The sequence below is a fragment of the Streptomyces sp. T39 genome, assembly GCF_008042045.1.
Lineage (GTDB): Bacteria > Actinomycetota > Actinomycetes > Streptomycetales > Streptomycetaceae > Streptomyces.
In genome coordinates, this window is sequence record NZ_RDBP01000008.1 from 1 (window position 1) to 21,291 (window position 21,291).

Below are 21,291 nucleotides of genomic sequence, written 5' to 3' on the forward strand. Positions count from 1 at the left end.
GGTGGAGGGCGGTCAGGGGAGGTCCGGGGTCGACGCCCAGGTCCTCCGCGAGGCGGGCGCGGAGGCTCTCGTAGGAGGCGAGGGCCTCGCTCTGGCGACCGGCGAGGTAGAGCGCGCGTATCTGGGCCGCACGCAGGCGCTCCCGCAGCGGGTGGCGCTCCACCAGATCGGTCAGCTCCCCGGCGAGCAGCAGATGGTCCCCGACGGCCAGGCGCGCCTCGGCCTGTTCCTCGGTGACGGACAGGCGCTGCTCGTCGAGGCGCTGGGCCGCGCCGCGGACGGACGCCTCGTCCGCGAAGTCCGCGTAGGCCGGCCCCCGCCAGAGGCCCAGGGCCTCGGTGAGCAGTGCCGCCCTGAGACGTGGGTCGGCCGCCGCGCGGGCCTCGGCCGTCAGGGCGCGGAAGTGCTCCGCGTCGACCTGTCGTGCGGCCGGGGCGAGCCGCAGCCGGTAACCGGCGGGCTGGTGGAGGACGTTGTCACGGCCGAGGACCCTGCGCAGCTGGGAGACCTTGGCCTGGAGCGCGCCGGCCGGCTTGCCCGGCGGGTCGTCGCCCCACAGGTCCTGGATGAGGCGGTCGGCGGAGACCGGGCCGCCGTCGTGCGCGAGCAGGGTCGCGAGCAGCGCCCGGACCTTGGTCTCGGGCACCGTGACCACCGCGCCCCCGTCGTCCCACACCACGAGTGGGCCGAGCACCCCGTACCGCATGCGGGCCACCGTACAGGCTGCCGGGCGGGCGGGAGTCGCCACGCGGGCAGACGTCATCGTCCGTACACATCCGCAGGCCGGAGGGCGTTCGGCCGGGCCGCGCGGGGCCCGTCGCGCAGACCGTCAGCGGACCGTCGGCGCTTCCTCGGCCGGTCCGAAGCGGCCGGGTGCACAGTCGGATCCGCCGGGCCGCCGTACGTCCCGGTCGCGGCAGGAGACGCAGGACGTGCCGTCGGCGCGACGGAACCCGCCCACCGAGAGGAGCGCGGCAGGGATGACCAGGTACTCGGGAAGCAGGGCCGTGGTCGTGGGCCAGGAGCCCGGGATCGGACTGGCCATCGCGAAGCGGCTCGTGGAGGGGGGTGCGGACGTGCTGCTGACCGTGGGCGGCCAGGAGGAACGGGCCCGGGCCCGGACGGAACTGGGCTCGGCCGCCCGGCTGGTGGTGCTCGCGCCGCCCCCCGGTCCCGGAGCACGGGGCGCGCCCGGAGCGCTCGGCGCCCTCGACCGGCTGCTCGAAGCGGAAGGGGCCGGCGGTGCGGATCTGCTGTTCGCCGACGCCGTGTCGACCGCGCGGCCCCTGCTGCCGCGGGTGCGCGACGGCGGAGCGGTGGTGCTGACCTCACCCGTTCCGTCGGCCGCGGCGGTGGGCGCGCTCGCCGGTGAACTGGCCGGGCGCGGGATCCGCGTGAACGCGGTGGCGCCCGGCTGTATCGAGGCCCGGCCGGCGGGCGCCGTGCCGCTGCCGCCGCTCGGCCGGCTCGGCTCCGCGGAGGAGGTGGCGCGTGCCGCCCTCTTCCTGGCCACGGACGCGACGTTCACGACGGGGGCATGGCTCCCGGTGGACGGCGGCCTGGGCCGAACCTAGGGCTTCCGTCCGGGTCGCGGCGCGCACCCGCGTGCCCGCGACCCGGGCGAGGCCCCGGCGCCGCCGGCGTGCCCGTGCCCCGTGAAGGGGCGCGTCGGGCGCGGTCCGCAGCGGCGGCGCCCCGCACGGCGAACAGCGCACCCGCCGTACCGGCCCGGCAGCGCGACCGGCCCCACACCGTCCCCGGACACCATCACGTCCCCCGAACACCCGGAGCACATCACATGAGCACCTCCCCCGACACGGCGACCGCCCCCGGCGGCTCGGAGTCCCGGCCGGCGCCGCCGGCCGCGGACCCGGGCGCACCGCAGAAGCTGCCGCTGTTCGCGCTGCTGGCCCTGGCCACTGCGGTCTTCATCACCAGCCTCACCGAGACCCTGCCGGCCGGCCTGCTGCCGCAGATGAGTTCCGATCTGCGGGTCAGCGAATCGGCGACCGGGCAGACGGTCACCATCTACGCCATCGGCACGGCCCTGACCGCGATCCCGCTGACGGCGGCGACGGCCGGGTGGCGGCGCAAGCGGCTGCTGCTCGCGGCCATGGCGGGGTTCGCCGTCGCGAACACCGTGACGGCCGTGTCGTCGGTCTACGGTCTGACAATGGTCGCCCGGTTCGTCGCCGGTGTCGCCGCCGGTCTGGCGTGGGCGCTGCTCGCCGGCTACGCCCGCCGGATGGCGCCGGTCCACCTGCAGGGCAAGGCGATCGCGATCGCCATGGCGGGTATTCCGGTGGCGCTCTCGCTCGGTGTGCCGGCGGGCACCTTCCTCGGCACGGCCGTCGGCTGGCGGGTGGCGTTCCTGGTGATGACGGCGCTGACCGTGCTGCTGCTCGTGTGGATCTCCGCCGCCGTGCCGGACTACCCGGGCCAGGAGCGCGGTGAGCGGCCGGCGATGCTGCGCGCCCTGAAGGTGCCGGGGGTCGCCCCGGTGCTGTTCGTCACGCTCGTCTTCGTGCTGGCGCACACGATCCTGTACGCGTACATCGCCACGTTCCTCGACGACGTCGGGCTCGGCGGCAGCACGGACCTGGTGCTGCTGGTGTTCGGCGCCGCGTCGCTGCTCAGCATCTGGATCGTGGGGGCGCAGATCCACCGGCGGCTGCGCCTGCTGACGGTGGCGAGCACACTGCTGGTCGCGGTGGCCTCCGCGCTGCTGGCCGTGCTCAGCGACAGCACCGCGCTGGTGTACGTCGCCGCCGCGCTGTGGGGTCTGGGCTGGGGCGGTGTGCCGACGCTGCTCCAGACGGCGGTGGCCGACGCGGGCGGCGAGCAGGCCGACGCGGCGCAGGCGATGCTGGTGACGCTGTGGAACGTCGCCATGGCGGGCGGCGGCATCGCCGGCGGCATCCTGCTCGACGGCATCGGCAGCGACTCCTTCCCGTGGACGGTGCTGCTGCTCCTGGCACCGGTGCTGGCGGTGGTGGTGTTCGCCCGCGGCCACGGTTTCCCCGTCAAGCGGCCGGGAGCCTGACAGTCCGCCCCGCGGGGCGCGTCCGTGGAGCCCTCGTACCTCCGGCACGGCCGGCGGGGTACGAGGGCTCGGCGGCGTGCCGGGCGGTTGTTCATCAGCTGTTGACACAAGGCGGCCGCGCGGTGGAGGACGGCCGTCCGGCGGGTCCCGGCCCGGTGCCGGATCCCAGGTGACAGCGGGCCGGAGGGGTGTTCGGCACCGGCTCGCGGAGGGATTCCGCGCGCCCTCCGTACGCTCCCCTCACTCCCCCCTTGGAGTGGCGTTTTCGCAGGTCGGAGGCGGAAGTCGCAAAGTCGGAACGCTCCCCGTGAAATTGTGCAGGGAGCAGGTATTTTTGTGCCTCGTCCGAAGCGTCAGGCATCCGTCCCGCAGGGCGGGGCCGGGGGAGGTACGACGAGGGGGGCGTTCCATGGCGTCACACACCGGGCACAGTGCCGTGCCGGACGAGAGCGCACATCATCAGGCGTTTCTGACGGAGGTCTTCGGCCCCTTGCACCGGGTGGAGCAGCGCCGCTGGGCGCGGGCGTACCTGCACGGACTTCTGCACTCGCCCGGGAAGAAGACACCCCGCAACATGGCGCGGACGGACCGCTTACCGCCCGCCGCCGCGCACGGTCTGCACCAGTTCGTCAACGCCAGCACCTGGGCGTGGGAGCCGGTGCGCCGGCGGCTCGCCCTGTGGGTCGCCGCCGGCGCCGCCCCGTACGCCTGGACGGTGGCGGAGCTGATCATCCCCAAGCGCGGGGAGCACTCGGTGGGGGTGCACCGCGTGACCGACCCGGCGACCGGGCGCACCGTCAACGCGCAGCGGGCGGTGGGACTCTTCCTGGTCACGGACACCCACTGCCACCCCGTGGACTGGAGCCTGGTGCTCGACGGCGTCTGGGGGCGTGACCGGGACCGGCGGCTGCGGGCCCGGATCCCGTCGCACGAGACGGCGCGGCCCGTGGGCGCCCATGTCGTGGACCACGCCGCGGGCGTGATGGCCCATCCGCTGATGCCGCGGCTGCCCTGGGCCCTGGACCTGACCCGCGGCCATGACGCCGGCGGGGTGCTGGCGGGGCTCGCCCGGCACACGGCCGGCCTCGTGTGCGAGGTGGACCCCGGCCAGGTGGTGATCAGCGGCCACCGGGCCCCGACGGTGACCACGGTCGGCGGCCTCTTCGAGCAGCGCCGCTTCCGTCAGCCCTATGTGATGACACGTGACATGGTGGACGGCCGCCACCGCGCGGTGACCGTCCACACCTACGCGGGCACCGTCCGGCTGCCCCGGCGTCGGGACACGGGCGGTGTGTCCGGCGCCCACGGCTACCGGCTGCTGGAGGTGGTCGATCCGACGACCCGGCAGCCCGGCCGTTACTGGATCACCTCGGTGGCCGACCGGCGGGTGGAGAAGGTGCTGCTGCTGATGCGCAGCCGTACCACGCTCCAGAAGGCCCTCGACGCATTGCAGGAACGCTTCGGCGTCCTGGACTTCGAGGGACGTTCGTTCCCCGGCTGGCACCATCACATGACCATGGCCTCGGCCGCGTACGTCTACCACCACCTCCACGGCGGCCCCGGCGCCACCGCGGCCCGGGCCGCGGGCTGAGAGCCGGAAGGGAAGAGGAAGGTCCTGCGCAGTGAGAAACGTTCTCGTGGTGGAACGGGAGTCGTCGGCCGCCGACGCGATGGTGCGCGACCTGCGCCGTCAGGGGTACGCGGCCCGCAGTGTGGGCACGGGCGCGCACGCCCTGCACGCGTACCGTGAGGCCGATCTGGTGCTGCTGTCCCTGGAGTTGCCGGATGTCGACGGGATCAAGGTGTGCCGGTCGCTGCGGGCCGCGAGCGACATCCCACTGATCGCCTACACCCGGCGCGACGACGAACTGGAGCGGGTGCTCGCCCTGAAGGCGGGCGCCGACGACTGTGTGGCGCAGACCTGGGGATTCCGTGAGATAGGGGCGCGCATCGAGGCCGTGCTGCGCCGTTCCCGACGCGGCCCCGCGCATTCCGAGGCGATTTCCCTGCGCCCTCTGCACATCGATCCGCGCACCCGGGAAGTGCGTCTGCGCGACCAACTGATCGATGTGACGTCGAAGGAATTCGAGCTGCTCTACATTCTCGCCTCGAACTGCGGGCCGCGAGCGACATCCCACTGATCGCCTACACCCGGCGCGACGACGAACTGGAGCGGGTGCTCGCCCTGAAGGCGGGCGCCGACGACTGTGTGGCGCAGACCTGGGGATTCCGTGAGATAGGGGCGCGCATCGAGGCCGTGCTGCGCCGTTCCCGACGCGGCCCCGCGCATTCCGAGGCGATTTCCCTGCGCCCTCTGCACATCGATCCGCGCACCCGGGAAGTGCGTCTGCGCGACCAACTGATCGATGTGACGTCGAAGGAATTCGAGCTGCTCTACATTCTCGCCTCGAATCACGAGACGGTGGTTTCGCGGAAGGAATTGATGTCGAAGGTCTGGGGCAGCGACTGGGGGCCGACGAGCCGCACGATCGACACCCATGTGAGCACGCTGCGGGCGAAACTCGGATGCAGCCGCTGGATCGTCACCGTCCGCGGGGTCGGATACCGGATGGGAATCGCCCGGCGTCATCCGGAGCCGGCGGAGGCGGCGTTCGCGTCGGAGGTGTGAGACCGGGGCGGGGGCGCCGGATCCCGGCGGCCGGGCCGCGGGACGCGGGAGATCCGGCGACCGGGCGCGGGATGCGCGACGGCCCCCGTACCCGGTGACCGGGCGCGCCGGCGACGGCCGGCCCTCCGGCGACGGGGCGCGAGCCCGTGACGTGCCCGCCCGTCGACCGGGCGCGAGCCCGTGACGTGCCCGCCCGTCGACCGGGCGCCGTGCCGGCCGGGGCGGCACGTCACGGCATCCCGCACGCGGTCGCGCCGGGTCAGGCCGCTCGGCGGATCCCCGCGTCGAGGCGCCGCAGCAGGGGATGGACCTGGCCGCCGCGCGTCCCCGTCACCCGGCGGGCCCACCACGCGGAGGCCAGGTTGGACGTGAGCAGCACGCGCCCCGGCTCCTCGCGGGCGAGTTCGTGCAGGGCGGCGAGGGTGGCCATCCCCGTGCCGGTGAACATCAGCGCGCTGTCCTGCGGCGGACGGTGTCCGCCCAGGTGGGCGCGGACGCGTTCCCGTATGACCCGCAGCGGGACGGCGTACGGGTCGTAGTGGTCGGCCCCGGCCGGGGTGCGGCCCGCCGGGACGAGGACGACGTCGTCGACGGTGAGGCCGGCCCGCTCCCAGTAGGCGCGCGAGACGTCGGTGAGCCAGGGCTCGTAGGGCGAGACCAGTGTCAGCCGGCCGACGCCGAGGGCCTCGCAGGCGGCGAGGACGGCCTGGGTCGAGGACCGCACCGGGTGGCGGACGCGCACCGACAGCTCCTCGCAGAACGCGCGGTCGCCGTCGGGGTCCAGAAGGTAGTGCGAGGCGCTGCACGCCACCACCGTGGCGTCCAGGCGCATGCCGCCGAAGTCGCCCAGGGTGTCGGGGAGCACCTCGTTCCAGGTCTCCAGCATCCGCCGGAGGCCGAGCCCGGCAGTGACCGGGAAGCGGGCGGTGTAGACGTTCAGGCCGGTGCCGAGCAGCTGGTTGAACTCCGGTTCCGCCGTGGGGTTCTCCGGGGGAACGACGACTCCGAGTCGTGGCAGCGAGAAAAGGTCCATGACCGCACGCTAGGACGGCTCCCGGGGTGACGTCAGGAGGACGGGCCGGAAAAGACATGCCGCGCACACGCCCTTTGCGTTCCCTTTCCTTCCTGACATTCCTTGACACTCCCCCACACACATCTGACCCGGATCGCCTTGTTTCCGGGCGCAGTTCACTGGATCGTGGTGATCACCGCCCGCCGAACCCATTCCGACGCGGTTCACCGACCACTTTCCCGAATGAGGAGTGATGGCCATGGCAGCCAAGGAAATACCGGACGAGGCACCGCTCGCGCCTCGGATCTCCGACGCGACGCTGCGGGACTCGGCACACATGGCGGGCGTCGAGTTCGGGCCGAAGGACGCCACCGTGATCGCCGGTCTGCTGGTGCGCACGGGCGTCGAACTGGTCGAGGTGGGCATGGTCTCCGGACCGGGCTCCAAGGACGCCGCGCTCGTCGAGGCCGTCCACGAGGCCGTCACCCCGGAGCGCAGCATGACCCTGGTGGTGGTGCGCGACCGGCGGCAGGTCGTGCAGGCGCTCGACGAGGCGCGGCGGCTCGGCGTGCGCCACATCATGTACTCGATCCCCACCTCCGAGCAGCACGCCCGGCTGAAGCTGGGTTCGCCCAGCCCGAAGTTCCTCCAGGCACTGGCCCGTTCGGCGGTCACCGAGGCCAAGGACCGCGGTTTCCACGTCACCTTCAGCGGCGAGGACGGCGCGCGCACCCCCAGGGAGCGCCTGGTGCCGTACGTGGAGGCGGGTTTCGCGGCCGGTGCGGACCGCTTCCGGCTCGCGGAGACCGTCGCCTACCTCTCGCCGTGGCAGATGGAGGAGGTCGTCGGGGACCTCACCGCGATCGACGGTGCGGAGATCGAGATCCACTCGCACAACATGCTGGGCATGGCGGTGGCCAACTCCCTCGCCGCCGTCCGCGCGGGCGCGCAGTGGATCTCGGCCACCGTCGGCGGCATCGGCGAGCGGGGCGGGAACGCGCCGCTGGCGGAGCTGCTGACGTCGCTGCGGGTCATCCACGGCGACACCCGCTTCGATCTGAGCCATCTCACCGAGCTGTCCCGGGTGGCGCTCCGGGGCGCCGGCCTCGGGGACGCGTTCCAGTCCGGCCCGACGACCGGGCACGCCTTCGCCTACGAACTGCCCGGGCAGCTGGTCAACCCGGAGGCCTACGAGACGCTGCCCGCCGAACTGGTCGGCAACACGCGTGAACTGCGGGTGCGCAGCCGGCTGACGACGGCACTCGTGAAGTGGGCGCTCGACGGTTCCGGCGTCTACGTGGACCCGGACGAGTTCACCCCGTGGCTGGCCGAGCGCCAGGCACGGGACGGTGCGCCGCTGCTGGACCGCGACGCGATCCGCAAGGCGGCCATCGACTTCCAGGCCGCGTGACGGCGGCCGACCGCCGCCCGCCACGCACCGCATCCACACCCGACGGACGACATCCACCGAACAGGAGTCCTTTCCATGACCACCGCCACCCTGACCGGAACCTGCCCCGAGTGCGAGACCGGTCTGACCGTTCCGCCGGTCGTGGAGGGCGAGACCCTCTCGTGCCCGGAGTGCATCCTCACCCTGCGCGTGGAGGCCGTCCGGGAGGGCGTGCTGAGCCTGCGGATGGTCGAGGTGCAGCTGCGCGACTGGGGTCAGTGACATGGCCGTGAAAGTCGCCGTCGTCGCGGACCGGATCGCCTGGGAGGAACGGCGCCTCATCGAGGCCGCCCCCGGTCACGGTCTGCACATCGAATGGGTCAACGACGAGTCGCTGAGCCTCGGCCACCCCGACGCGCCCTCGCTCGCGGGGTACGACGCGGTGCTGCTGCGCAGTCGCAGCTACACCCGCGGCGGGCTGATCGCCACCCTCGCCGAGGCCGCCGGGGTGCGGGTGCTCAACTCGGCGCACGCCATCCACACCTGCGAGAACAAGGCGGTGCTGCGCGCGGCGCTGCGCCGGGCGGGCGTGCCCGTGCCGGACTTCCGGCTGGCGCTGTCGCGCCCGGACTTCGAGCGGGCGGTGGCGGAGCTCGCACCGCCCCTGGTGCTCAAACCCGTCTTCGGCGGCATGGGCAAACGGGTCACGCTCATCCGGGACCCCGACCTCGCCGCGTCCGTGTACGACTACGTCGAGGACCTCGGGCACGCCTTCGAGCAGGCCTGCCTCGTGGAGCCCTACATCGGCGGCGGCACGTCGGTGCGCTGCCTGGTCGTCGGGCGCGAACTGGTGGCCGCGGCCGAGTTCGCGAGCGGCGGCACCGACTGGCGCAACAACGCGGCGCTCGGCAACAGCAGCCGGGCCGTCGCCCACGACCCCGAAGTCCTCAAGATCATCGACGGTGTGGTGGACGAACTCGGCCCCGGGATCTACGGAGTCGACCTCTTCAGCACCCCCGACGGCCATGTCGTCAACGAGGTCAACCACGCGCCGGCGTTCCGCGCGGTGGCCTCCGCGACGGGGGCCGACGTGCCGACGGCCGTCGGCCGCTACCTCCAGGAGCTGCTCGCATGACGCGCCCCATCCGCGCGGGGGTGGTCGGCGCCTCCGGCCTCGCCGGAGGCGACCTCCTCCGCCTGATCACCCAGCATCCCCGTCTGGAGCTCGCCTTCCTCGGCGGCTCCTCCCACATCGGCCGCCGGCCGGCCGAACTGCACCCGGGGCTCCGCCTCGGCCTGGGGGGCCTCACGGTCCGTCCGGTGACCGAGGAGATCGCCGACGAGCTGGACGTCGTCTTCCTCGCCACACCCGCGCCGGTGTCGGCCGAGATAGCCGCCCTGCTCGCCGACCGGGTGCCCGCCGTGATCGACCTCAGCGGCGCCTTCCGCATCCGCACGCCGGACCTGCACGACCGGTGGTACCCGAAGGTGCAGCGCCGCCCCGACCTCGCGGAACGCTTCGTCTACGGTGTGCCGGAACTGGTCGGCGAGCGGCTCGCGGACGCTCCGCTGATCTCGCTGCCCGGCTGCTACGCCACCGCGATCACCCTCGGCCTGGCGCCGCTCACCCTCGGCCTCGGACTCGATCTGCGGACCGTGGTGATCGACGGCAAGAGCGGTTCCAGCGGCGGCGGTCTCCAGCTGCGCACGACCGACCTGCACCCCTACCGCAACGGCGCCATCGCCCCGTACGCCCCGACCGGCCACCGGCACGCGGGAGAGGTGCGGGACTTCCTGGAGCGCGAGGGGGGCGGTTCGATCGGCTCGCTCACCATGTCCGCGTACGGCGTCTCCCATGTCCGCGGCCTGCTCACCAGCAGCTACGTCTTCACCGACCGGCAGGTCGACCAGCGTGAACTGCAGCGGGCCTACCTGCGGTTCTACAAGGGGCATCCGTTCGTGCGGGTGCGCAGGCACGACGAGACGCTGATCCCGGTGCCCGACCCGCAGGCCGTGCTCGGCTCCAACTACTGCGACGTGTCCGTCCTGCACGACGAGGAGGACGGCCGGATCGTGGTCCTCGCCGCCCTGGACAACCTCGTCAAGGGGGCGGCGGGCCAGGCCGTCCAGGCGGCGAACCTGCGCTTCGGGCTGCCCGTGGACACGGGCCTGACGATGCACCCGGTGATGCCGGCATGAGCGGCGCAAGCACACCGACCGTCGTCAAGCTCGGCGGAAGCTGCCTGGACGACCTCGACGGCGCCTGGTGGGACGACCTGGCCGCGTACGGACGCGAGCACCCGCTGGTGCTCGTCCACGGCTGGTCCAAGCCGCTGAAGCGGCTGAGTCCGCGCTACAGCGAGCCGTCCGCGGTCCTGCGCGACCGCTACGGCAACCAGAGCCGGTGGACCACCCCCGAGGTGATCGAGGACATCAGGACGGTGAGCGCGGCGCTGGCCGAGGACGTCCTCGGCCGGCTCGGCCGGCGCGGTGTCACCGCGGAGCGGCTGCTCGGCAGCGACGGGCTCGTCGCCGCGGGCGAGGCCGAACGCTGGTGGTGGCGCGAGAAGCAGCTGGTGGAGCTGGAGAACCTCGTCGGGCCGATCACCGGGGTCGACCCGGGGGCGCTGAAGAACCTCCAGCCGGGCCATGCGTACCTCGTCACCCCACTGGCCCGCGACGCCGCCGGCCGGGAGGTCAACACCGACGCGGACCGGGCCGCCGCCGCCGTCGCCGGGGCCACCGGCGCCGCCGACCTGGTGCTCGTCACCGACGTCGCCCATCTGCTGATCGACGGTGAGCCGGTGCGCGAGATCGGCGCCGAGGCCGCCGCCGCCTTCCGCGACAGAGGGGCGACGGGCGGCATGCGCAAGAAGCTGCGGGCCGCCGGCGAGGCCCTCGACGGCGGTGTGCGGCGGGTCGTGCTCGGCAGCGCGTCGGTCACCGACCTGCTGGCGGGCCGCACCGGCACCGTCATCACGCGAACCCCGCAGACCTGAGGAGCAGGATCGTGGCGCAACCCCGTGTGCTGGTCGTCAACAACGGCACGCTCTCCCTCCCCCAGCTCCGCGCCCGTTTCGAGCAACTGGGCTCGGACACCGACGCCGTCGACGCCGCCTCCGTCCCGGAACGGCTCGGCGGGCGCTACCAGGCCATCGTGCTCAGCGGCACGAAGGTGCGGGCGTACGACACCGACTACTACCGGCGGCTGATCGATCTGGTGCGCGGCAGCGACGTCCCGGTGTTCGGGATCTGCGGCGGCATGCAGATCCTGGCCGTGTCGGCCGGCGGACGGCTGGCCGACGGCCCGCAGCGCGTCGGCGGCTACGACGTCCAGGTCGACACGGAGGAACCGCTCTTCACCTACGTGAAGCCGACCGTGACCGTCTTCCACCGGCACACCCTCTACCTCCAGGAGGCCCCCGAGGGCTTCCGTTCCATCGGCCGCTCCGAGCACGCCCCCGTCGAGTTCCTGCGCTCCGACGACGGCCGGATCCTCGGGTCGCAGGCGCATCTGGAGTTCCGCTCCGACGGCCTGGAGATCCTGCGGGGCTTCGCGCAGCTGTACCGGTGACGCGCCCGCGTCCACCCCGCCGGCCCGTCACCGGCGTTCCCCGTACACCACCCCTCGTGTCGCACATGTCCCATGTGCGGGAAGGACTTGGCAATGAGTGAGCAGGACAGCCCGCAGGAGCCGGCGTTCACCGTCTCCCTGAACGGCAGCGGAGGTTCGATCAAGGGCTGGGTGGTCGTCGACTCGCTGTACGACGGCCTGGCGATGGGCGGCACCCGGCGGACGGCCGGGGTCACCGAGGAGGAGGTGGCGGGCCTCGCCCGCGACATGACGGACAAGTTCACCCTCGCCCGGCTGCCCATCGGCGGCGCCAAGGCCGGCATCGTCGCCGACGACGCGGACCGCGAGGAGACCTTCCGCACCTTCGGCAGGACCGTCAAGCCGCTGCTGCACGGGGGCATCCACCTGGGCATCGACATGGGGGTCACCCCCGCCGACCGCGCGGTCTTCTTCGCGGAGGCCGGGTACGACCCCCGCTACCGGCTCGGCGCACCGGACATGCCGGTCGACTGGCGCACCTACTACGAGCCGCTGATCGACGCGACCGGACACGGTGTCGGCGTCGCGGCGGTGACCGCGCTGGAGGCGAGCGGCCGCACCGGCCCGGCCCGGGTGGTCGTGCAGGGCTTCGGCGCGGTGGGCCGGGCGGTGGCCCGCTTCCTCGAGGACCGGGGTCACGTGGTGGTGGGCGTCGCCGACATCGAGGGCACCATCAGTGCGGAGCGCATCCCGGTGGGCGACCTCGTCGCGATCACCGACGAGTACGGCCGGATCGACCGCTCGCGGCTGCCGCAGGACGTGGTCCTGTCGGGTGAGCCGGACGCCTGGCTGGACATCGACGCCGACCTGCTGATCCTCGCCGCGCAGAAGCACGCGGTCAACGCGGAGAACGCGCACCGGCTGCGGGCCCGGCTGGTGGTCGAGGGCGCCAACCTCGCCTCCGGCGCGGAGGCGAAGGAGAAGGTGCGGGCGGCGGGAGCCGTGCTGGTGCCCGGTGTGATCGCCAACATCGGCGGGGCGGCGTCGGCGGCGCTGGCCGTCACCCGGGTGGTGCCCTTCGACCTGGGGGCGGGGGCCCGCAAGGCGTGGGTCTTCGACTGGGTCGGCGACCGGGTGCGGCAGAACACCCGCGACCTGCTGGAGATCGCCGCGTCGAGCGCGGGCGACCCGCTGCCGGAGCTGCTCGCGGCACGCCGCAAGGAGCGCCGGTGACCGCGGCCCCGGTGGAGACCGGGGACGCGCCGGGAAGGGACGGCGCCTCGGCGGACGGCGCGGACGGGCGCGGTGACACCGCCGTCACGGGCGGTCCGGTGGCGGGCGGCGGCCGAGCCCGCGCGGCGGCCCCGGGCGGCGCGGACGGGCGCGGGAGCGGGGTGGCCGTGGAGCCGGGCGCGGGGTCCGGCGCCGGCGCGGGACCACGGGCGGCGGCGGAGACGGCGGCGCTGTACCGGCGGCGGGGCTGGTGGCGGGACGAGACGTTCGTCGACGACCTGTTCCGGCAGGCGCGGGAGCGGCCGCACCGGCTCGCGATCGCGGCCCGCCGGGTCGCCGAGTCCCGCACCGACACCCTCGACTGGGCCGAACTGGCGCGGCTGACCGACCGCTTCGCCCTGGCGCTGCTCGATCTGGGCGTGCGGCGCGGCGACTTCGTGGCGGTGCAGCTGCCCAACCGGTGGGAGATGGTGCCCCTGATCTTCGCGACCGCGCGGATCGGCGCCGTGATCTGCCCCATCTCGCCGATCTGCCCCGAGGAGGAGCTGCGGCACCGCCTCGGCCTCACCGGAGCCCGGGTGTTCGTCACCCTGCCCGGCTGGTCGGGCACCGGCCTGGCCGGGATCGGCGTCCGGCTCCGCGCGGAACTGGACACCCTCGACCATGTGGTCGTCGTGGACGGCCCGGTGCCCGACGGCGCGTTCTCCTTCCACGAGCGCTTCGTCGCCCCTGCGGACGAGGACCGCCGTGCCGGCGAGCTCGACGGCCTGGCGCTCTCGCCCGACGAGCCGTTCGTGGTGCTCTTCACCTCCGGGACCACGGGCGAGTCCAAGGGGGTGCTGCACAGCCAGAACACCATCCACTCGGCGGTCCGCGGCTACGTGGAGGCCTTCGGGCTCGGCGACGACTGGGTCGCCGCGGTGTCCACGCCGCTGGTGCACTACTCGGGCTTCGCGCAGGGCGTCCTCGCGGGCACCCTGCTCGGCGGCACTGTCGCGTTCCAGGACGAGCGGCGCAACGAGGCCCTGCTGGACCTGGTGGAACGGTACGGGGCGACGCTGCTCTACGGCCCGCCGGCCACCCTCGCGGACGTGGCGGCGTCCCAGCGGGAGGTGAAACGCGACACGAGCACCCTGCGGCACGTGGTGATCGGGTCAGCCCCCGTGCTCGCCGCGTTGGCGGACGACGTGCACGAGGCACTCGGCGCGCGCACCTACTCGCTCTGGGGCATGTCGGAGAACGGCCCGGTGACGATGACGCGCCCCGCCGACCCCGACGACTGGGCGGCGCACAGCAACGGCCGGACCATCGAGGCGATGGAGGTCCGGATCGACGCCGAGGGCGTCGGGGACGGCGGTCCGGTGGGCGGAGGCGTCGGCCGGCTGCGGGTGCGCGGCTCGTCGCTGGCGCTCGGCTACTACCGGCGCGAGGAGGTGTTCGCGGCCGAGTTCACCGCGGACGGCTGGTTCGACACGGGCGACCTGGCACGGTCGGACGGCCGCGACGGCATCCGCATCGTCGGCCGCGCCCGCGACGCGATCGTCCGCGACGGGCAGGTGGCCCCGATGACCGAGCTGGAAGCGGTGATCGGCAGCCATCCGAAGGCGGTCGAGGCCGCCGTGGTGGGCCTGGATCCCGCCGTGCCCGGCGCGCCGGCGGCCATCGTCGCCGTGGTCGTGCCGCGTGACGGCGAGGGGCCGTCGCTCGACGAGGTCCGCGCGCACCTGCGGGAGGCGGGCCACGCGGACCGCTTCCGGCCGGACCGCGTGGAGTGGCTGCCCGCGCTGCCCAAGACGCTGACGGGCAAGGTCCGCAAGGTGGAGCTGCGCGAGCGGTACGCGGGCCCGCCGGGCGGCTGATCCCACGCCCCGGGCCGTGCGCACGGGTGCGCCGGCCGCCCGGCGCACCCGCCGGAGCCCCCCGGCGCCGGTGCGGTCCTCCCCTCGCCCGGTCCGAGGCCGTGCGGCGCGTCGCCGGCCGCCCGGTCCGGGGCCCCAAGCCCCCGGGAACACCCTCGCGCCCACCGTCCCGCCCTCACCCCCAGGAGCCCATCGATGCCTGTGTCCACTCCGGTCACCATGTCGGCCACGCTGGCCGCCGACGAGGCGCTGGCGCGCCGGCGGGCGGCCGGCGAGCGTGTCCTGTCCATGGCCAGCGGGGAGATCGGCCTGCCGGTGCTTCCCGTCCTGCGGGAACAACTCGCCGCCGCCGCGGCCGAGAACGCCTACGGGCCGGTGCCCGGCAGCCCTCTGCTGCGGGCCGCGGCGGCCGGGTACTGGGAACGGCGGGGTCTCGTCACCGACCCCGGCCTCGTGGTGGCCGGACCGGGCAGCAAGCCGCTGCTGTTCGCCCTGCTGCTGGCGCTCGGGGGCGACGTGGTCGTGCCCGTGCCGGGCTGGGTGAGCTACGGGGCGCAGGCGCGGCTCGCGGGGGCGGAACCCCTGCCGGTGCCCGTCCGTCCGGGCGAGGGCGGCGTGCCCGACCCGGAGCTGCTGCGGGAGGCGGTCACGGCCGCGCGGCGGGCCGGCCGGGACCCCCGGGCGGTCGTGGTGACGGTGCCGGACAACCCCACCGGCACGGTCGCCCCGCCACGGACGGTGCAGGCGCTCGCGGAGGCGGCGCGGGAGCTCGATCTCGTGGTGGTGTCCGACGAGATCTACTGCGACCTGGTGTACGACACGTCCGCACCCGCCTGTTCGCCCGCCCGGTACGCCCCGGAGCGGACGGTGGTGACCACCGGGCTGACGAAGAACCTGGCGCTCGGCGGCTGGCGCACGGGGGTGGCCAGGCTGCCGGACGGCGTGGCCGGCCGCGAGCTGTACACCCGCCTGGTGTCGGTCGCGAGCCAGATCTGGTCCAGCGCTCCGGCGCCGGTGCAGTCGGCGGCCGCGTACGCGTTCGGCGAACCCGTGGAGGTGACCGCGCGGGTGGCGGCGAGCCGGCGGCTGCACGAGACCGTGGTGCGCGCCGTCGCCGGACATGTCGCGGCGACCGGCGCGGCGCTCGCCCCCGTCCGCGCCACCTGCTACCTCTATCCCGATTTCGCCCCGCTGCGCGACCGGCTGGCCGCCGGGCACGGGGTGCACGACGGCGACGGCGTCGCCCGTTTCCTCGGCGAACGCCACGGCGTCGGCGTCCTTCCGGGGAGCGCCTTCGGAGAACCGGACGGATCACTGCGTGTCCGGCTGGCGACGAGCCGGCTGTACGGATCCACCGAAGAGCAGCGGCTGGCGGCGCTGGCCGCGCCCGATCCGCTCGCCCTGCCGTGGATCGGCGAGGCCGTCGCCTGGGCCGGCGAGGCGCTCGCGGATCTCGCCGCCGGTGCGGGCGATCCCGCCCGGCGTCCCTGAGGGGGCCGGCGCCGCTCCCCGAGCGGGGCCGGGACCGTCGCCGTCGCACCGCATCAGCTGTTCCCACCATCACCAGGAGGACCCGTCCCATGTCCCTTCCGACCCTTCCGACCCTCTTCGAGGCCCTGTACCGGGGCGAGCGGCACGTCGGCTTCGGCAGGCCGGAGCAGGGTGCGCCGCAGACCCTGTACCGGATCCCCGACGGGCGGCTCGCGGAGATCTTCGTCAGCACCGACGGCTCGCCTGAGGCGGTGCGGGCCGCCGTCACCGAGGGGGCCGAGGAGGTCACCGTCACGGCCGGCGACCCGGAGGTGCGGCTGCTCCCGCCGCTGCTCCCCGCCCGGGCCGGGGCAGCCCTGCTGAGCGGCTTCATGGGCACCCACAAGAAGAAGTGGGGCGGCCGGAGCGCGCCCGAGGGCGGGGAGTTCGAGCCCCCGAAGTGGTTCTTCAAGGGGTTCGGCGACTGGGTGCGGCTGCCGGGCGAGACGCTGACGGTGCCGGCGAACCCGATCGCCCTCATCGAGGAGCCCGAGGTGGCGCTGGTCTACGTCAACGACGCGGACGGCACCCCGCACTACGCGGGCTACACCTTCGGCAACGACCTGTGCGACATCGGGCTGCACCGCAAGGACCCGGGTTACAACCCGTACTGCAAGCTCTGCGACACCGCGCTCACCCCGTGGCTCTTCCTCGGGGAGCCGCCGCGCACGGTCACGGGGCGGGTCACCATCACCCGGGACGGGGCCACCGCCTGGGAGGGCAGCTTCGACTGCGGGGACGACGCGCTGTACTTCCGGGTGCGGGACATGGCGGCGCACCTGTTCTCGTTCCCCGCGGTGCGGCGGCCGGGGCTGGTCAACTACGTGCTCCTCGGGGCCGACGAGGCGAGTTTCCACGACGGCTTCCGGATCGCCGACGGCGACCGCATCGCCATCGACGTGAAGAGTCACGGTGTGGCGTTCGAGAACCCGGTGGCGTACGTGTCACCGCCGCCGCTGGGCTGAGGGGGCACCGCTTCGGCGGCGTGAACAGCTCATGAAACAGGGCCTGTTGGCCTGGGCAGGCCGGTGCCTGCCCAGGCAGGCTCGTGTTCGACCGGCCGGCCTTCGAGGGCCGGCCTCCTCTGGTGAAGGAGCCTCATCGTGCCCGCCGGACCGAACGCCGGACAGCCGCCGCCCCGTGCTCAGAAGGCCAGGCAGGTGCATCTCGCGGTGCAGCTGCCCGGTATCCACAACGTGACCGTCTGGACGGACCCGCGGTCCGAGAGCCAGATCGCCGTCGACTCCTTCATCCGGCTCGCACGTGCGGCGGAGCGGGGGAAGTTCGACTTCTTCTTCCTGGCCGAAGGGCTGCGGCTGCGCGAGCACAAGGGCCGGGTGTACGACCTCGACGTGGTCGGGCGCCCGGAGAACCTGACGATGCTCGCGGCGCTGGCCGCCGTCACCACGCGGCTCGGGCTGGCGGCCACCGTCAACACCACGTTCAACGAACCGTACGAGGTGGCCCGGCGGTTCGCGACGCTGGACCTGCTGAGCGAGGGCAGGACCGCCTGGAACGTGGTCACCAGCTACGACGCCTTCACCGGGGAGAACTTCCGGCGCGGCGGCTATCTCGACGAGGCGGACCGCTACACCCGGGCCGCCGAGTTCCTGTCCACCGCGAAGGAGTTGTGGGCCAGCTGGGGCGAGGACGACCTGGTGGCCGATGCCGCGTCGGGCGAGTTCGTCCGGGCGGGCGCGGGCCGGTTCGCCCACCACGGCGAGCACTTCGACATCTCCGGCCGGTTCGGCACACCGCGCGGGCCGCAGGGGCACCCGGTGATCATCCAGTCCGGGGAGTCCGACGCCGGCCGGGAGTTCGCGGCGCGCGACGCGGACGTCATCTTCAGCAAGTACAGCCGTCTGGAGGAGGCCAGGCCCTTCTACCGGGACGTGAAGCGGCGCCTGGGCGCCTACGGCCGGACGCACGACCAGCTGAAGATCCTGCCCACCGCCACCGCCGTCGTCGCGGACACCGACGAGGAGGCGCAGGCGTACGCGGACGAGATCACCCGTGCGCAGGTGAGTCCGCAGACGGCCATCGCGCATCTGGAGGGGGTCTGGGGCCGAGACCTGTCCGCGTACGACCCGGACGGTCCGCTGCCCGACGTGGACCCGGAGCCGGAGTCGCTGATCCTCAAGGGCCATTCGGTCTTCCGCAAGGGCCGCGAGGAGACCGCCCGGCGGTGGCGCAAGCTCGCCGAGGAGCGCGATCTGAGCATCCGCGAGCTGATGATCGAGGTGCACGGGGGCCAGACGTTCGTCGGCAGCCCGCGGACCGTCGCCGACGCCGTCGACCACTTCGTGCAGTCCGAGGGTGCGGACGGCTTCATCCTCGTGCCCCATCTGACGCCCGACGGGCTGGACGAGGTGGTGGACCGTGTGGTGCCGCTGCTCCAGGAGAAGGGCGTGTACCGCGAGGACTACACGGGGCCCACGCTCCGCGACCACCTGGGCCTCGGCCTGCCGAAGGAGACGTCGTGACCGGCACACCGTTCCACCTGGCCGTCGCCCTGGACGGGGCGGGCTGGCACCCGGGCGCCTGGCGGGCGGCGGGCGCCCGGCCCGGGGAGCTGTTCTCCGCGGGGTACTGGACGGATCTGGTGGCCGAGGCCGAGCGCGGGCTGCTCGACTTCGTGACCCTGGAGGACACCCTGGCCCCGCAGTCGGAGCCCTTCCACCGCCCCGACGACCGCACCGACCGGGTGCGGGGCACCGTGGACGCCGTGCTGCTGGCGGCCAGGCTCGCCCCGGTGACCCGGCACATCGGGCTGGTGCCGACGGCGAACGTGACGCACACCGAGCCGTTCCATGTGGGGATCGGCATCGCGACCCTCGACCACGCATCGAAGGGACGGGCAGGCTGGCGTCCTCAGATAGCCGCGCGTGCCTCGGACGCCGCGCTCTTCGGCCGCCGCACCACACCGCAGCTCACCGACGACGACATCCGCGACTCGGAGGCCATCGCCCGGCGGCTGCGCCCGCTGTTCGCGGAGGCGGCCGACGCGGTGGAGGTGGCACGCCGGCTGTGGGACAGCTGGGAGGACGACGCGGAGATACGCGACGCGGCGACGGGCCGCTTCATCGACCGCGACAAGCTGCACCACATCGACTTCGAGGGTCCGCACTTCCGGGTGCGGGGCCCGTCCATCGTCCCGCGCACACCACAGGGCCAGCCGGTGGTGGCGAGCCTCGCGCACGCGTCGACGCCGTACGAGTTCGCGGCCACGGCCTCGGACGTCGTCTTCCTCACGCCCCAGGACCGGGCGGGCGTGGCACGGATCCTCGCGCAGGTGGACGAAGCCGTCGCGGTCACCGGCCGGGACGAGGGCGAACGGCCGCTGAAGCGGTTCGCGGACCTCGTCGTCGTCCTCGGTGACACCCCGGCGGCCGCCGCCGAGCGAAAGGCGCACCTCGACGATCTGGCCGGAGCCCCGCTCGCCTCCGACGCCGCGGTGTTCAGCGGCACCGCGGACGAGCTGGCCGATCTGCTGCTGGACTGGCGCGCCGAAGGGCTGGACGGCTTCCGTCTCCGCCCGGCGGCCCTCCCGTACGACCTGTCCGCCGTCACCGGCGCACTGGTGCCGGAACTCCGGCGGCGCGGGGTCTTCCGCAGCGCGTACACGTCCACCACCCTGCGCGGCCACCTCGGCCTCGCCCGCCCGGCGAGCCGCTACGCCCGCCGGGAGGCGGCGCCCGCGTCGGGCTGACCGGTCGCCGCGCCCCTTCGCGCGGGGGCGCGGCGCACCGGTCAGCCGCCGAGGCACTCGTCGGAGTCGCCACCGCTGCGGCACTGCCCGCCCGGCCCGCGGTGGTCGGACACCGGCGACGACGGGGGCGGACCGGCGCCCTCGTCACCACCCGTCATGACGGCGAACGCGAACACGACGCAGGCCACTGCGGACAGCGCGTGCAGCATGCCGCTGATGACGAACCCGGAGCGGTTCAGGACGTACCCGATCACCGCCAGCACGGCCGCGGCGGCCCAGAGCACGAGGGTCATGCGGGTCTCGCCCTGCCGGATCTCACCCGGCGTGCGCTGGGTGAGGCTGAAGGCGGACGCCACGGCGAACAGCAGGAGGACGGCCGCCTCCAGCGCGAACAGCACAAGCGCCAGCAGACAGTCGGCGAACAGGTGCACGGGCTCGGAGGCGGTCCTCGTGGACGGATGCGGCGTCGGCATGGAGCCAGTGTCGTCGGCCCGGCCGTGACGGCCGCCGGGGCCCGGCAGATCGTTACCGTGCGGCAGCCGGGCCGTGAGGCCGGCGACACCCGGACGGCGGGGGTCCGCAGGCCCCGGCGTCCGGATGCCGGGTCGTCAGGGGGTGTCGCCGGTCCAGTCGTACCGTGCGGGATCGCCGGGGCGCGGCTCGTACACGGCCCGGCCGCCGGCGCCGAAGGCGCCGAGTTCCGTGGGCAGGACGGCGGCGCCCGCTTCGCCCGGGCGGCGGCCGGTGATGTCCAGCAGCAGCCCGTCCAGCGGCCCGCCGACCAGCTCCGCGTAGACGTGCCCCGGCCGCGGCCCGGGGCGCGGGTCGTCGTGGTCCGTGCCGTAGACCCGTCCCCGCAGCAGTTCCTCGTCTCGGTCCCTGTCCATGAGGTCCAGCCTGGCAGCCGCCACTGACAACGCCGTGCCGGGCCGGCCCGGGGGTGCGGCGGGCGTCCCGGCGGTGCGCCGGGAGCCTGCCGCACCGGTCGGGCGGGGTGTCCGTCAGGGCAGGGTCCAACGCTGGTTGGGGCCGGTGTGGCAGGTCCACAGGTGGACCCGGGTGCCGTCGTTCCAGGTCGAGCCCTCCGCGTCCAGGCACTTGCCCGACTGCGGGTTGCGCAGCGAACCGTCCGGCTGCGCCGCCCACCGCTGCGCACCCGACCCGTTGCACGTCCACCACTGCACCTTCGTGCCGTCCGCCGAGCCGCCGCCGCTCACGTCCAGGCAGCCGCCCAGCGCACGCACCGAGCCGTCACCCGGCACCTGCCACGTCTGCGCGGCGGAACCGTTGCACGTCCACAACTGCACCTGCGTACCCTCCGCGGCCACACCGC

22 protein-coding genes are annotated in these 21,291 nt (G+C 74.0%); 17 read left to right on the top strand and 5 right to left on the bottom strand.

Annotated features, from left to right (window positions below):
* On the bottom strand, positions 1 to 706 hold a 706-nt coding region (locus EAO77_RS00520; RefSeq protein WP_147986164.1), incomplete at its 3' end, for an AfsR/SARP family transcriptional regulator.
* Positions 707 to 980: 274 nt separating this feature from the next.
* On the opposite strand from EAO77_RS00520, the gene EAO77_RS00525 reads away from it, so the two are divergent.
* The 5 genes from EAO77_RS00525 to EAO77_RS00545 all read left to right on the top strand — a co-directional run bounded on the left by EAO77_RS00525 (position 981) and on the right by EAO77_RS00545 (position 5,672).
* Positions 981 to 1,574, top strand: a complete 594-nt coding sequence (locus tag EAO77_RS00525; protein ID WP_147986165.1) for an SDR family NAD(P)-dependent oxidoreductase — start codon at positions 981 to 983, stop codon at positions 1,572 to 1,574.
* 224 nt (positions 1,575 to 1,798) lie between these two features.
* Positions 1,799 to 3,043 (top strand): MFS transporter, encoded by a 1,245-nt coding sequence (locus tag EAO77_RS00530; RefSeq protein ID WP_147986166.1) that lies wholly within the window; start codon positions 1,799 to 1,801, stop codon positions 3,041 to 3,043.
* A gap of 409 nt (positions 3,044 to 3,452) precedes the next feature.
* On the top strand, positions 3,453 to 4,634 hold the full coding sequence (locus tag EAO77_RS00535; protein WP_147986167.1) for a transposase: 1,182 nt from the start codon (positions 3,453 to 3,455) through the stop codon (positions 4,632 to 4,634).
* 31 nt (positions 4,635 to 4,665) lie between these two features.
* Positions 4,666 to 5,184, top strand: a complete 519-nt coding sequence (locus EAO77_RS00540) for a response regulator transcription factor (RefSeq protein ID WP_147986168.1) — start codon at positions 4,666 to 4,668, stop codon at positions 5,182 to 5,184.
* A 35-nt stretch (positions 5,185 to 5,219) separates the two neighbouring features.
* Positions 5,220 to 5,672, top strand: coding sequence for a DNA-binding response regulator (locus EAO77_RS00545; RefSeq protein WP_261993741.1), 453 nt, complete (start codon positions 5,220 to 5,222; stop codon positions 5,670 to 5,672).
* Positions 5,673 to 5,931: 259 nt separating this feature from the next.
* Here the strand turns inward: EAO77_RS00545 and EAO77_RS00550 are convergent, their stop codons facing one another.
* Positions 5,932 to 6,705, bottom strand: coding sequence for an arylmalonate decarboxylase (locus tag EAO77_RS00550; RefSeq protein ID WP_147986170.1), 774 nt, complete (start codon positions 6,703 to 6,705; stop codon positions 5,932 to 5,934).
* A gap of 238 nt (positions 6,706 to 6,943) precedes the next feature.
* Here EAO77_RS00550 and EAO77_RS00555 point away from each other — a divergent pair, with 238 nt between their 5' ends.
* From EAO77_RS00555 to EAO77_RS00610, 12 genes are all read left to right on the top strand, one after another.
* The gene (locus EAO77_RS00555; RefSeq protein ID WP_147986171.1) at positions 6,944 to 8,095 is read left to right on the top strand and encodes a LeuA family protein; all 1,152 of its coding nucleotides are present in this window, start codon (positions 6,944 to 6,946) and stop codon (positions 8,093 to 8,095) included.
* Positions 8,096 to 8,170: 75 nt separating this feature from the next.
* Positions 8,171 to 8,356, top strand: coding sequence for a lysine biosynthesis protein LysW (locus EAO77_RS00560; RefSeq protein WP_147986172.1), 186 nt, complete (start codon positions 8,171 to 8,173; stop codon positions 8,354 to 8,356).
* 1 nt (position 8,357) lies between these two features.
* Entirely contained in the window at positions 8,358 to 9,209 is an 852-nt protein-coding gene (locus tag EAO77_RS00565; RefSeq protein WP_147986173.1) for a RimK family alpha-L-glutamate ligase, read from the top strand.
* Positions 9,206 to 10,273, top strand: a complete 1,068-nt coding sequence (gene argC, locus EAO77_RS00570; protein WP_147986174.1) for an N-acetyl-gamma-glutamyl-phosphate reductase — start codon at positions 9,206 to 9,208, stop codon at positions 10,271 to 10,273. The genes EAO77_RS00565 and argC overlap by 4 nt, the downstream gene beginning before the upstream one ends.
* On the top strand, positions 10,270 to 11,073 hold the full coding sequence (locus tag EAO77_RS00575) for an acetylglutamate kinase (RefSeq protein WP_147986175.1): 804 nt from the start codon (positions 10,270 to 10,272) through the stop codon (positions 11,071 to 11,073). The genes argC and EAO77_RS00575 overlap by 4 nt, the downstream gene beginning before the upstream one ends.
* A gap of 11 nt (positions 11,074 to 11,084) precedes the next feature.
* Positions 11,085 to 11,648: a type 1 glutamine amidotransferase gene (locus tag EAO77_RS00580; RefSeq protein ID WP_147986176.1), complete on the top strand. Its 564-nt coding sequence runs from the start codon at positions 11,085 to 11,087 to the stop codon at positions 11,646 to 11,648.
* Between the two features lie 93 nt (positions 11,649 to 11,741).
* The gene (locus EAO77_RS00585; RefSeq protein ID WP_261993742.1) at positions 11,742 to 12,860 is read left to right on the top strand and encodes a Glu/Leu/Phe/Val dehydrogenase dimerization domain-containing protein; all 1,119 of its coding nucleotides are present in this window, start codon (positions 11,742 to 11,744) and stop codon (positions 12,858 to 12,860) included.
* Between the two features lie 167 nt (positions 12,861 to 13,027).
* A complete protein-coding gene (locus tag EAO77_RS00590; RefSeq protein ID WP_147986184.1) occupies positions 13,028 to 14,719 on the top strand; it encodes an AMP-binding protein in 1,692 nt (563 codons plus the stop codon).
* Positions 14,720 to 14,914: 195 nt separating this feature from the next.
* Positions 14,915 to 16,210 carry a pyridoxal phosphate-dependent aminotransferase gene (locus EAO77_RS00595; RefSeq protein WP_147986178.1) on the top strand — a complete coding sequence of 432 codons (1,296 nt, stop codon included), beginning with the start codon at positions 14,915 to 14,917 and terminating at the stop codon, positions 16,208 to 16,210.
* 89 nt (positions 16,211 to 16,299) lie between these two features.
* Positions 16,300 to 17,214: a fumarylacetoacetate (FAA) hydrolase gene (locus tag EAO77_RS00600; protein ID WP_147986179.1), complete on the top strand. Its 915-nt coding sequence runs from the start codon at positions 16,300 to 16,302 to the stop codon at positions 17,212 to 17,214.
* 138 nt (positions 17,215 to 17,352) lie between these two features.
* Complete coding sequence (locus tag EAO77_RS00605; RefSeq protein WP_261993743.1) at positions 17,353 to 18,732, top strand: NtaA/DmoA family FMN-dependent monooxygenase; 1,380 nt, start codon at positions 17,353 to 17,355, stop codon at positions 18,730 to 18,732.
* Positions 18,729 to 19,958 carry an LLM class flavin-dependent oxidoreductase gene (locus EAO77_RS00610; protein WP_147986180.1) on the top strand — a complete coding sequence of 410 codons (1,230 nt, stop codon included), beginning with the start codon at positions 18,729 to 18,731 and terminating at the stop codon, positions 19,956 to 19,958. Before EAO77_RS00605 ends, EAO77_RS00610 begins: the two co-directional genes overlap by 4 nt.
* Before the next feature lie 41 nt (positions 19,959 to 19,999).
* Here the strand turns inward: EAO77_RS00610 and EAO77_RS00615 are convergent, their stop codons facing one another.
* From EAO77_RS00615 to EAO77_RS00625, 3 genes are all read right to left on the bottom strand, one after another.
* Complete coding sequence (locus EAO77_RS00615) at positions 20,000 to 20,431, bottom strand: DUF6234 family protein (protein ID WP_147986181.1); 432 nt, start codon at positions 20,429 to 20,431, stop codon at positions 20,000 to 20,002.
* 135 nt (positions 20,432 to 20,566) lie between these two features.
* Complete coding sequence (locus tag EAO77_RS00620) at positions 20,567 to 20,845, bottom strand: hypothetical protein (RefSeq protein WP_147986182.1); 279 nt, start codon at positions 20,843 to 20,845, stop codon at positions 20,567 to 20,569.
* 114 nt (positions 20,846 to 20,959) lie between these two features.
* Positions 20,960 to 21,291, bottom strand: a 332-nt coding sequence (locus EAO77_RS00625; protein ID WP_147986183.1) for an RICIN domain-containing protein, incomplete at its 5' end; no start/stop codon positions are given.

What these genes read in the sequence shown, in the direction of transcription:
- EAO77_RS00555 (WP_147986171.1), top strand. Translation starts at nt 6,944, where the DNA reads ATGGCAGCCAAGGAAATACCGGACGAGGCACCGCTCGCGCCTCGGATC.
- EAO77_RS00565 (WP_147986173.1), top strand. Translation starts at nt 8,358, where the DNA reads ATGGCCGTGAAAGTCGCCGTCGTCGCGGACCGGATCGCCTGGGAGGAA.
- EAO77_RS00560 (WP_147986172.1), top strand. Translation starts at nt 8,171, where the DNA reads ATGACCACCGCCACCCTGACCGGAACCTGCCCCGAGTGCGAGACCGGT.
- EAO77_RS00600 (WP_147986179.1), top strand. Translation starts at nt 16,300, where the DNA reads ATGTCCCTTCCGACCCTTCCGACCCTCTTCGAGGCCCTGTACCGGGGC.
- argC (WP_147986174.1), top strand. Translation starts at nt 9,206, where the DNA reads ATGACGCGCCCCATCCGCGCGGGGGTGGTCGGCGCCTCCGGCCTCGCC.
- EAO77_RS00575 (WP_147986175.1), top strand. Translation starts at nt 10,270, where the DNA reads ATGAGCGGCGCAAGCACACCGACCGTCGTCAAGCTCGGCGGAAGCTGC.
- EAO77_RS00535 (WP_147986167.1), top strand. Translation starts at nt 3,453, where the DNA reads ATGGCGTCACACACCGGGCACAGTGCCGTGCCGGACGAGAGCGCACAT.
- EAO77_RS00615 (WP_147986181.1), bottom strand. Translation starts at nt 20,431, where the DNA reads ATGCCGACGCCGCATCCGTCCACGAGGACCGCCTCCGAGCCCGTGCAC.
- EAO77_RS00595 (WP_147986178.1), top strand. Translation starts at nt 14,915, where the DNA reads ATGCCTGTGTCCACTCCGGTCACCATGTCGGCCACGCTGGCCGCCGAC.
- EAO77_RS00585 (WP_261993742.1), top strand. Translation starts at nt 11,742, where the DNA reads ATGAGTGAGCAGGACAGCCCGCAGGAGCCGGCGTTCACCGTCTCCCTG.
- EAO77_RS00620 (WP_147986182.1), bottom strand. Translation starts at nt 20,845, where the DNA reads ATGGACAGGGACCGAGACGAGGAACTGCTGCGGGGACGGGTCTACGGC.
- EAO77_RS00550 (WP_147986170.1), bottom strand. Translation starts at nt 6,705, where the DNA reads ATGGACCTTTTCTCGCTGCCACGACTCGGAGTCGTCGTTCCCCCGGAG.
- EAO77_RS00530 (WP_147986166.1), top strand. Translation starts at nt 1,799, where the DNA reads ATGAGCACCTCCCCCGACACGGCGACCGCCCCCGGCGGCTCGGAGTCC.
- EAO77_RS00525 (WP_147986165.1), top strand. Translation starts at nt 981, where the DNA reads ATGACCAGGTACTCGGGAAGCAGGGCCGTGGTCGTGGGCCAGGAGCCC.